Annotated in this window: 9 protein-coding genes; 8 read left to right on the plus strand and 1 reads right to left on the minus strand. The window is 67.2% G+C overall.

Translation table 11 applies throughout. The features are described 5' to 3' along the window. Positions 1 to 6: 6 nt before the first annotated feature. Complete coding sequence (allB, locus tag D5S18_RS14560) at positions 7 to 1,383, plus strand: allantoinase AllB (RefSeq protein ID WP_203236746.1); 1,377 nt, start codon at positions 7 to 9, stop codon at positions 1,381 to 1,383. After that, positions 1,380 to 2,516: an allantoicase gene (gene alc / locus D5S18_RS14565; protein WP_120041218.1), complete on the plus strand. Its 1,137-nt coding sequence runs from the start codon at positions 1,380 to 1,382 to the stop codon at positions 2,514 to 2,516. Before allB ends, alc begins: the two co-directional genes overlap by 4 nt. 37 nt (positions 2,517 to 2,553) lie before the next feature. On the opposite strand, the gene D5S18_RS34870 is transcribed toward alc, so the two are convergent. Further along, positions 2,554 to 2,733 carry a hypothetical protein gene (locus D5S18_RS34870; protein WP_158607872.1) on the minus strand — a complete coding sequence of 60 codons (180 nt, stop codon included), beginning with the start codon at positions 2,731 to 2,733 and terminating at the stop codon, positions 2,554 to 2,556. Between the two features lie 341 nt (positions 2,734 to 3,074). Here D5S18_RS34870 and D5S18_RS14575 point away from each other — a divergent pair, with 341 nt between their 5' ends. The 6 genes from D5S18_RS14575 to D5S18_RS14600 all read left to right on the plus strand — a co-directional run bounded on the left by D5S18_RS14575 (position 3,075) and on the right by D5S18_RS14600 (position 10,856). Further along, positions 3,075 to 4,013, plus strand: a complete 939-nt coding sequence (locus D5S18_RS14575) for a serine hydrolase (protein WP_120041220.1) — start codon at positions 3,075 to 3,077, stop codon at positions 4,011 to 4,013. Continuing rightward, a complete protein-coding gene (locus D5S18_RS14580) occupies positions 4,010 to 4,288 on the plus strand; it encodes a hypothetical protein (RefSeq protein WP_120041222.1) in 279 nt (92 codons plus the stop codon). The genes D5S18_RS14575 and D5S18_RS14580 overlap by 4 nt, the downstream gene beginning before the upstream one ends. After that, positions 4,285 to 7,644 carry a serine hydrolase gene (locus D5S18_RS14585; protein ID WP_120041225.1) on the plus strand — a complete coding sequence of 1,120 codons (3,360 nt, stop codon included), beginning with the start codon at positions 4,285 to 4,287 and terminating at the stop codon, positions 7,642 to 7,644. The genes D5S18_RS14580 and D5S18_RS14585 overlap by 4 nt, the downstream gene beginning before the upstream one ends. Beyond that, positions 7,641 to 9,251 (plus strand): MFS transporter, encoded by a 1,611-nt coding sequence (locus tag D5S18_RS14590; RefSeq protein ID WP_158607873.1) that lies wholly within the window; start codon positions 7,641 to 7,643, stop codon positions 9,249 to 9,251. The genes D5S18_RS14585 and D5S18_RS14590 overlap by 4 nt, the downstream gene beginning before the upstream one ends. A gap of 257 nt (positions 9,252 to 9,508) precedes the next feature. Further along, positions 9,509 to 10,309: an SGNH/GDSL hydrolase family protein gene (locus D5S18_RS14595; RefSeq protein WP_203236747.1), complete on the plus strand. Its 801-nt coding sequence runs from the start codon at positions 9,509 to 9,511 to the stop codon at positions 10,307 to 10,309. Between the two features lie 79 nt (positions 10,310 to 10,388). Then, on the plus strand, positions 10,389 to 10,856 hold the full coding sequence (locus D5S18_RS14600; protein ID WP_120041228.1) for a hypothetical protein: 468 nt from the start codon (positions 10,389 to 10,391) through the stop codon (positions 10,854 to 10,856). The last annotated feature ends 123 nt before the right edge of the window (positions 10,857 to 10,979 follow it).

The following is a 10,979-nucleotide window of genomic DNA, read 5'->3' on the forward strand; positions in this document are numbered from 1 at the left end:
GTGCGCATGCACGATCGCGGTCACCGCGGCGGCGACCCTGGTACCGGCGCGATGGAGTTGGTGATCCGGGCCGAGCGAATCGTCGGCGCGACGGGGGAGTTCGCGGGCGTCATCGGCGTGCGCGAAGGACGGATCGCCGCGATCGAGCCGGTCGGCTCCCCGCTATCCGCCGACGAGATGCTCGACCTTGCCGCCGACGAGGTGCTCATGCCCGGCGTTGTCGATACCCATGTGCACATCAACGATCCCGGTCGCGCCGGGTGGGAGGGGTTCGCCAGCGCGACGCGGGCGGCCGCGGCGGGCGGGGTGACCACGCTCATCGATATGCCGCTCAACAGCATTCCACCGACCTGCGATCCGGACGCGCTGCGCCGCAAACGCGACGCAGCGCGGGATCGCGTCTTCGTGGACGTCGGATTCTGGGGTGGTGCGATACCGGACAATGCCGAACAGTTGCGGCCCCTGCACGAGGCAGGGGTATTCGGATTGAAATGCTTCCTGCTCGATTCCGGTGTCCCGGAATTCCCGCCGCTGGACACCGCGCAGGTGGAGCGCGCCCTGCGGGAGATCCGCGAATTCGACGGATTGCTCCTCGTACACGCCGAGGATGCCCAAGCCATCGCGCGCGCGCCGGAGGCCGAGGGCGACCGATACGCGGATTTCCTGCGTTCGCGCCCGCGGGGCGCGGAGAATCTCGCCATCGCTCGCGTCATCGAACTCGCCCGATGGACCGCGGGCCGGGTGCACATCCTGCACGTCTCCAGTGCCGACGCGCTGCCGATGCTGGCCTCGGCCCGCGCCGACGGCGTGCGCGTCACCGCCGAGACCTGTCCGCACTATCTCACGTTCGCGGCCGAGCAGATTCCCGATGGCGCGACGCCGTTCAAATGCTGTCCACCGATTCGCGAGGCGAGCAATCGGGAACTGCTGTGGGAAGGGTTGCGGGAGGGCGGGATCGAGATGATCGTCTCGGATCACTCGCCCGCGACCGCCGACCTGAAATGCCTCGACACCGGGGATTTCGGCCGCGCCTGGGGCGGTATCTCCTCGCTGCAGCTCGGGCTGTCGGCGGTGTGGACCGAGGCGCGGCGGCGCGGATTCACCCTGGTCGACGTGGCGCGCTGGATGTGTCGCGCACCCGCCGACCACGTCGGCCTGGTCCACAAGGGCCGCATCGAAATAGGTTGCGACGCCGACTTTTCCGTCTTCGCTCCGGAGACGCTGTGTGTGGTGGATCCGACCCGACTGCGGCATCGCAATCCAGTGACACCCTATGCGGCGCGACCCCTTTCCGGCGTGGTGCGCGGCACTTGGTTGCGGGGCAGGCGCATCGATATCGACGGTGAGCCGCGCGGGCGGCTCCTGGCCCGAGGAGAACCGTGATCACACCCGAATTCCTTCGACTACCCGATCTGGCCTCGCGCGCGCTGACGGGCAGCGTGGTCGATGCCAGCGACGAATTCTTCGCCGAGCGCGAGAATCTGATCGAACCCGCCCGCGCCGTCCATGATTCGAGCGAATTCGGTCACAAAGGCAAGATCTACGACGGCTGGGAGACCCGTCGTCGCCGTGAACCCGGCCACGACCACGCCATTGTCCGGCTCGGCGCACCGGGGCGGGTGCACGGGGTGGTGATCGACACCGCCTGGTTCAAAGGAAATTATCCGCCACATATTTCGGTCGAGGCCACCGGCGTTGAAGGCTATCCGACGCCGACCGAATTGGCGGAAACCGAGTGGATCACACTGGTCCCGAAATCCGAGATCGCCGGGGACAGCGCGAACTACTTCGCCGTCGCGGATGCTCGCCGCTACACGCACGTGCGACTGTCCATCTATCCCGATGGCGGTGTCGCCCGCTTCCGAGTGCACGGCACGCCGCTGCCGGATCCCAGATTTCTCAGCGGCACAATAGATCTCGCCGCCTTGGAAGCAGGTGCGGACATAGTCGAGGTCTCCGACAGTTTCTTCGGCGACCCGCGCAACCTCCTGCTGCCCGGTCGGGCCGGGCATATGGGCGAAGGCTGGGAGAACGCCCGCCGCCGCGCGCACGGCAATGACCATGTCGTTATTCGGCTTGCCGCGGCGGGCATCCCGCGTCGTGTCGAGATCGACACCTCCTATTTCCGGGGCAATGCGCCCGGTGCGGCCTCGCTCAGCGGCGGCGACGGCGCCACCTGGGCCGAATTGCTACCCAAGACCCGCCTTCAGCCCGACACCCGGCACCACTTCGCCCTGACATCCGCCACCCCGATCACCCATCTCCGTTTGGATGTATACCCGGACGGCGGAGTCGCCCGGCTCCGGCTTCCCGGTGAGATCGATCCGAAGGCCTTGGCGGACGCCGCCATTGCTTGGCTGGCCGCGCTCCCCGCTCACCATGCCGGAGCAGTTCTCACCGCGGTCTGCGGCCCAACCGAGGCCGAAACGCTCCTCGCCACGGGTTCGCTTCGCCCCGAGGCCATTCCGGCTACCGCGATCACCGCCTTGCTCGGCATGCGAAGCGACTTCGGGTGATGGCCGCAGACGGCGACTATCGCCATTTCCGCCGCCATCACCGGCGCTGCCCTGCTCGCGGGGGTTCCGCGACGGCCACACCGCTGCCCGCCCCCGTGGCGCAGATCAACGCCTCCGGCTGCCTGCCGCCGCCGCTCGGCCTGAACGGCAGGCCGTTGCCGTCGCCGATCGGTCCCGGTGGCAAACCCTCGCCGCGGCCCTCGGATCTCAACGGCAAGCCCTGCCCGCCTCCGGGTAGATAGTCAGAAATCGCTGTGTCGCAATGACTTTGCGACACAGCGGGCACTCGAGCCGCTACCTTCGGCCGCGGCGCCGCATCGCGTGATCGCTTCATTCCGAACACCGCCGAATGTGTCGAGCCTACTGGGCGCTACCGGTTGCCAGATGAATTCTGCTGTGCTGGTTCATTTTTCATCTCTCACCTGCGGAATCGCGCGCCCCGCGCGCCGCCTCGTACGGACGTACGAATCCGAGTCGCCAAGTTCGTAGGGACACACGAACCTTCTCGAGACTTCGGTCACCATCATAGGACGGCCGGGCACTGACGAAGGAGAAGAGATGACAGTGGCTCCACAGCGATTAACCGACTCGGTCGATACGGTGCCCGAACGGCTCACCGAGATATTCCGCGCGGTGGGCGCCACCGGATATGTGCACGCGCGCGAGGTGGACGGTCCCGGTGAGATCGGTCTCGGCGCAGACCACCCGGTGGTCCTGGCCTCGGTCTTCAAGATTCCGGTGGTGCTGACCTTCGCGCGCCAGGTCGAGGCCGGTGAACTGGACCCGACCGAGCGCACCACGATCACCGCGCGCGACCGCATCGGCGGCATCGGCACGGCGGGCTGCGCCGATGACGTCGAGATGAGCTGGCGCGACCTGGCCCTGTTCACCCTGACGATGAGCGACAACGCGGCCACCGACGTCCTGCTGCGCCGGGTCGGCATCGACGCGGTGCGCGCGGTCCTGGCCGAACTCGGACTCGAGCGCACCCGTCTCATCGGCGGCTGCGAGGACCTCTTCGCCACCATCGCCACCGACCTCGCCGCGATGTTCCCGGAGATCGATCCCAGCGATGTGAACGCACTGATCGCCGCCGCCACACCGGAGCAGGTGCGGACGCTCGCGGTGTGCGATCCGGCCCGCACCACCGCGAGCACCCCGCGCGAACTGACCACCCTGCTCACCGCCATCTGGACCGACACCGCCGGGCCTGCCGAGGCGTGCGCCAGGGTGCGCACGATCATGGGGCAGCAGATCTGGCCGCATCGCATCGCCAGCGGTTTCGGCGACGAGGTGTCCATCGGAGCCAAGACCGGCACGCTGCCCTTCATTCGCAACGAGGCGGGTGTCATCACGCATCGGGATGGAAAGTGCTACGCGGTAGCGATTTTCACCGTCGCGGACAGTCCCGCCATGCGCGCTCCCGCCGTGGACGCGGCCATGGGCAAGGCCGCGCGCCTGGTCGTCGACACCCTCCGCGCGGAAGGAGGGCAATGACAGCGGTATTGGATGCGGCGCACTGGCAGCGCAGACTCGACGAACTGGCGACCGAGTATCGGATTCCCGGTGCGGTACTGGCGATCTCGCACGGCACGATGCCCAATCCGGCTCTCGAATCCGCGCTCATCCCCATCGACGCAACGCATTTCGCGGCGCGCGATCCCGAATCCGGGGCCTGGTTCCCGGTCACTTTCCATCATCTCGGCAATGGTCGCCGGTACGCGACCATGCACGCCACCGTCGTCGCAAAAACAGAGGAGAATCCGGCATGACCTCGGAATCCACCGTGTCGCAGCAAGATTCGACACCAATCCGGCTCGGACTGGAACATCTGGCGCGGATCCCGCTGCTGTCCGAACCCGCCATCTCGCCCGATGGCACCCGCATCGTCTATGCGCTGCGCACCGTGGATTCGGCGGCGGACAAGGATATTCAGAACCTGTGGCAGGTGCGGCCCGGCAGTGATCCGATCCAGTTGACCAGGGGCAATGCCGATCGCGCCCCGAGTTGGTCGCCCGACGGCCGCACCCTCGCCTTCCTGCGCGCCGCGGATGGGGCCGCGCAGATCTGGCTGCTGCCCGCCGACGGCGGCGAACCCGAGCGGGTCACCGAGTTGCCGCTCGGTGCGGGCGCTCCGCACTGGAGTCCGGACGGCACCCGCATCGCGTTCACCGCACCGGTCGACACCTCCGGTGCGTCAATGGATCCGGGTGCGCCGAACCACATCGTGCGCGGCATCTACAAGATGGACGGGGTGGGCTGGCTGCGCGACCTGCACACGCACCTTTTCGTCCTCGATCTCGGCGACAAGTCGGTCCGCCAACTCACTGAGGGCAGCTACAACGTCGACAGCCCGACCTGGTCACCGGACAGTGCGCGGATCGCCTTCGTCGACGCGCTGCCCGACGGCGATGCCTATGACGAGTCCGCGGCCCGCATCATCGCGGCCGATTCCCCGCGCACCGACCCCCCACGCATCGGTCCGCTCGGCGGCGCAGTCGCGGCGGTGGTCTGGAAGCAGGACGGGACGGGGTTGCTGGGACTCACCACCCCGGACACGGGCGTGCGCAATGTCCGGCTCTCCGACATCTCCCTCGACGGCGGTGAAACCGTCGAGCTGACAGCGGGATTCGATCGCAACCTGATGCAGGGCGGTCCCGGATACCCCGGCGCGCTGCCCAGACAGGTCGGGGACGCGATCCTGTTCTGCGCTCGCGACGAGGGCTGCACCCACCTCTACCGCCACGATGCCACCGGCATTCGCAAGCTGATCGGCGGGGAACGCGCGGTCTCGGGTCTCTCGGTAGCGGGGGACAAGGTCGCGCTGATCGTCGCCACCACCGACACCTTCGGCGAAATCGTCCTGCTCGACCCGGAATCCGGTGCGGAACAGGTGCTTACGTCACATACGGAGACCGCGCTACCCGAGGTGCAGCCGATCCGGGCGCAGGAGCGCAAGTTCACCATCTCCGACGGCGTCCAGGTTCAGGGTTGGATCGTGCGGGACCCCGCCGCGCGGACCCCCGGCCCGCTGCTGCTCGATGTGCATGGCGGCCCGCACAATTCGTGGAATCCGGTACGCGACTGGATCCACGTCTACCATCAGATCCTCGCCGCGCGCGGCTGGACGATCCTGCTGCTCAATCCGCGCGGTAGCGACGGCTACGGCGAGGAGTTCATGCGCGGCACCAACGGTGGCTGGGGCACAGCCGACGAGCGCGACTTCCTGGAGCCGATCGACGAGTTGGTCGCCGAAGGGCTGGCCGATCCGAAACGACTCGCCCTGTCCGGCTACAGCTATGGCGGATTCACGGCCTGCCGGCTGCCGACCCGCACCGATCGTTTCGCCGCCGCCGTGACGGGCGGTCCGGTCAGCGATCTGGAAAGTTTCATCGGCACTTCGGATTTCGGTCACCACCTGGGCAAGGTCGAAGTCGAGGCCATGCCGTGGAGCGATCCGAAGGCGCTGGCCGAGATGAACCCCTTCGCGCATGTCGCGAAGGTGAAGACCCCCACCCTCGTCCTGCAAGGCGATGCGGAGTCGCGCTGCCCGATCGGACAGGGCGAGCAGTGGTACAACGCGCTGCGCGACTTGGGCGTGCCAACCGAATTCGTGGTGTATCCGGGTGCGTCGCACCTGTTCATCTTCCAGGGCAAGCCGAGCCACCGCATCGACTTCAATCGCCGCATAGTCGACTGGGTCATCCGCTACACGCGCGCCGCCGGACCGAAGGGCGCCGCCGAAGGCAAGCAGCTGCTCAATGCCGAGCACTGGCAGCGCAGGCTCACCGAACTGGCCACCAGGTACGAGGTTCCGGGCGTGGTACTGGGAATCTCATTGGGCGACAGCATTATCGAAGCCGCGCACGGTGTGTTGAGTCTCGACACCCAAGTTCCCACCACTGTGGACTCGGTCTTCCAGATCGGATCCATCTCCAAGGTGTGGACCGCCACCGCCGCCATGCGGCTCATCGACCAGGGCAAGCTGGCGTTGGAGACCCCCGTCCTGGAGATCATTCCCGAACTGCGGCACGGTGATTCGTCCACCCTCGACGGTGTGACAATACGGCACCTGCTCACCCACACCAGCGGACTCGACGGCGACCTGTTCGGCGATACCGGACGCGGCGACGATTGCCTGGAGAAGTACGTCGCCGACCTGGGCGAGAGCAGCAACCATCCGGTCGGCGCGACCTTCTCCTACTGCAACGCGGGTTTCGGCCTGCTCGGTCGGATCATCGAAGTGCTCACCGGATCCACCTGGGATACGGCCATGCGCGAGTTGATTTTCGAACCGCTCGGCCTCACCCACACCATGACCCTGCCCGAGGAAGCGCTCATGCACCGGGCGGCGGTCGGCCACATGACCGGTCCCGACGGCGTGACCCGCCCGGCGCACCGCTGGGATCTGCCGCGCAATGCCGGTCCGGCCGGTGCGATCGTGGCCCGCGCCCGCGACCTACTGACCTTCGCGCGACTGCACCTCGACGGCGGCGTCGCCCCGGACGGCACCCGGCTGCTCTCCGAGGAGTCAGTGCGGCGCATGCAAGCCGAGGAGGTAGCGCTGCCATTCGAGGGCTGGGCCGCCGATAGCTGGGGGCTCGGCTGGTTCCGCATGCGCTGGAGCGACGAACTCGTCATCGGACACGATGGCGGCACCATCGGACAGGCCGCCATGCTGCGGGTCGTGCCCGAACTGGGGCTCGCGTTCACGCTGCTCACCAACGGCGGCAGCGGCGTAGGTCCGCTGACGGCGCAACTGATGCGCGAGATCGCGGCCGACCTCGCCGACCTGCGGACACCGGAACCCTTCGCACCCGCTCCCGAACCGCCGCAGGTGGATCTGGACCGGCACGTCGGGGTATACGAGCGGGCCGGGGTGCGCACCGAGGTGTTCAAGGACGAGGACGGTTTGGTGTTGCGCACCAAACACCTCGGCGCCGTCGCCGAGATGCTGCGGGTGGCGTTGCCCGACTACCGGCTGGTCCCGGTGACGGAAAACCTGTTCGCGGCCAGCCCGACCGGGAAGGAGCCGTGGATGTCGGTCACCTTCTATACGCTCGAAGACGGCTCCCCGTATGTCCACTACGGGGTCCGGGCGCAGCCGAAGGTCAGCGCCGAGTCGTGAAACCCTCGGTCGACACGGTGCCGCGCGAGCGGATTCCGACGCGAGCCTGGCTGACCCTGCTGGCCATCGCGATCGGCGCGTTCGTCGTGCAGGTCGATTCGCTCGTGGTCGCCGTAGCGGGTCCAGGGATCGCGGCGGGTCTGCGCGTCGGCCCCGCCGACATCCAATGGGTCAGCAGCGCACAGACATTGGCGCTGGCGAGCCTGGCGATCCCGTCCGGCACCGTGGCCGACCGGTTCGGGCGCAAGCGAATGTTCCTGATCGGCGTCGGCGGATTCGCGGCCGCCTCCCTGGTGTGCGGGTTCGCGCCCTCGATCGGAGTGCTGATCGCGGGGCGCGTCCTGCAAGGAATGTGCGCGGCACTGCTGCTGCCCTCCGGGTTGGGTGCGATCCGCGCCGCCTTCCCGGCGAGTCAACTGCCGATGGCGCTCGGGGTGTTCACCTCCATGACGGCCGTCGCGATGAGTTGCGCGCCCATCCTGGGCGGACTGCTCGTCGAAAGCGGCGGCTGGTCGTGGGCGTTCTTCGCCAGCGTGCCGTTCGGGGTGGTCGGAGTGATCGTCGGTGCGTTGTGCATCGGCGAGACCGAACGAAAACGGACCTCTTCGCTTGATATGCCAGGCGCGGCCCTGGCCACCCTCGCGATGGTGTCGGTGGTGTGGGCGCTGACCGGCGCCCAACAGCAAGGCTGGGGTTCCGCGCGAACTCTCGGTTTCCTCGCGCTGGGTGCGGTGCTTCTGGCGGGATTCGTCGGCAGGCAGCGGCTGGCCCGAAATCCGCTGGTACCGCTCGAGCTTTTCGGAATCAGGTCGTTCGTGGTCGGGCTGGTGCTGCTGGTGCTGACCACGGCGGCGCTCGGCTCGGTCACCTTCTACCTGATGTTCTATCTGCAGGGCGTCCGGGGCATGGGCAGCCTGGCCTCGGCGGTGATACTGCTGCCGCTGACGGTGGTGCTCACCGTGGCGCCTCCGATCGGTGGGCTGATCGTCCAGCGGATCGGCGCCAGGGCCACCATTTTGGTCGCGGCCCTGTGCAACGCGGTGGCCTTCGGGTTGATGATGCGGCTGACTCCCGATTCATCGACGTGGGAAATTGTGCCGTCACTATTGCTGATCGGCATCGGCATCGGCTTCCTGATGGTGTCGGCCGTGGGTTCGGTGCTCGGCAGCGTGCCCACCGAACTGACCAGCGTCGCGGCCGGGGTTAAGCAGTCGATGCAGTACATCGGTGCGACACTCGGGGTCGCCGGTTTCGGCACCCTCCTCATCACGTTGATCGGGGCGCGGCTTCCTTCGGCGCTGCAGGCGGCGTTGGTCGCAGAGGGGGCGCTCGGTGCCCAACTTGCCTCCGATCCGCAGTTGGTGCGGGCCGCCGGGTTGGGTTACCCGCCCGCACTCCAAGCTGCGACACAGGCCGGTTGGTCTGCCAAAGGTGTTGCGGCTGAAGAGGTTCAGCGGGTCGGTGCGATCGTCACCGAGACTGCGCACCAAGTGTTCACCGATGGTGTGCATGTGGTCTTCGGTGTCGGTGTGGTGCTAGCCGTCATGGCGGGGTTGCTGGCAATGCTGTTGCCGAAAACTCCGGTGGTTCAGGCGGATTCGCGCTGAGTGACCGGTAGCTGGGCGACCGACCGCGCGGGTCGGTCGCCTATTTTTTGGTAGGGCCGTTGTTCAGCCCCCGTTCCATGCGACACAACCTACACCCGTTACCTGTCCGTGACAAAACCCAATTCTCTTGATGCACAGGAGATTTGGTTGTGGAATCGACACGCCTCTGTTTCGGATTCGGGGTTGTGGGCTCGCCCGGCTAATTCGGGGCGTCCGCGCATACCATGGGGTCGGTTGCTTCGGGTGGAAGGATCGGCATGGGTGTGCGGCGGATGGCGGCGTTGGGGAGTTCGTTCGCGGCGGGTCCGGGGATCGAGCCGGTGGTGGACAAGGCGGCGCGGCGATCCGGTCGGAACTACGCGCACCTTGTGGCGCAGCGTTTGGGAGCGGAGTTGGTCGACCTGACGGTGTCGGGGGCCACCACCGAGACGATTCTCGACAAGTCCCAACGGGTCTTCGGCCGTACTTTCGCGCCACAGATTTCGGGAGTGCCGTCGGATGCGGATCTGGTGACGGTGACAGTAGGCGGGAACGATCTGCGCTACGGAGGCACCATGATTCGTCTCGGTGCGGCAGGACGGCTGGAGGAACGTGCGCTGACGCGCCCACTGGGAGCGTTGCTCCGCAGGCCGGTGCCGGATCCCACGGTGGCCGATATCGATCGGGTAGTGGACGCAGTGGTGCGCGTGGTCCGCACCGTGCGCGAAAAGGCTACGGGGGCAAGAGTTTTGCTCGTCGACTACCTGACGATGATCGGCCCGCACACAGCACCCCGACGCGAAACCCCCTTCGATGACGCGACCTTGGCGGCGCTGCGCAGGCTCGGCGAGCGCGTCACGGAGGTCTTCGCGACGGCCGCCGCGCGAAGCGAGGCCGAATTGGTACACGCCGGCGAGCGCAGCCTAGATCACGCGATCGGATCGAAAGATCCATGGGTGCTCGGCTTGGCCGATCGATGGCGGGATATGGGCCGCAGTATTCCCTTCCACCCGAATGCGGCAGGCATGGCGGCAGTAGCGGACATGATCATGGAACAGTTGGACGCAGACCCGCAGTAGTCTGCCTGCGCTGAGCGGACTCGAGTGCGGGTGGCGCGCGAACCGAGCGGGGGCTGGTGGGCTCGGGCATAATCGCCGCATGCTGCTGTCGGCGTTCCACCGGCGTCTGCGCCTGGCGACCGCCGCCCTGTTGGTGGTGGGGGTGGGGCTTGCGATTTTTGGGCTGGTCGGGGCCGCTGATCATCGGGATAGGCGGGCTGGAGCGTTTGCGGTGGCCGCGGTGGTGCTCGCGGTGCTTGTTCCGGTGGTTTTGCGTGGAGGGCGGTGGGTGGTTGGGGGTGCGGCGATTGTGCTTGGGGGGCAGTGGATTGCTGTTGTAGGGACGTTGGTGGAGTTGCTGATCGGGGTGGGTGCGAGCAAGAGTGCCGATCTTCGGCGGATCGGGGTTGAGCCGGCCATGGGGGTGGGGATCAATCTCGCGTACTCCTTGGTCGCCGGAATGTTGTTCGTATGGTTCATGATTCGGCTCCGAGCGGTGTGGCGACGGCGGGCGGTGTCGGGCGATTCTCGTGGGGCGGATCGAGTGCGCCCGCGTTGCACGCCCTAGGTCATGTCTCCCAATCGGGTTTTCTCGATCCTGCCCGGTAGGTCCTCGGGTCGGGGATCATGTTGGCCGTGGCGGCGACGGTCGGTGATCGGTATCGGGTTCTGACGGACAAGCAGTGGGAAT

This window comes from Nocardia panacis (genome assembly GCF_003598715.1).
Classification (GTDB): domain Bacteria; phylum Actinomycetota; class Actinomycetes; order Mycobacteriales; family Mycobacteriaceae; genus Nocardia; species Nocardia panacis.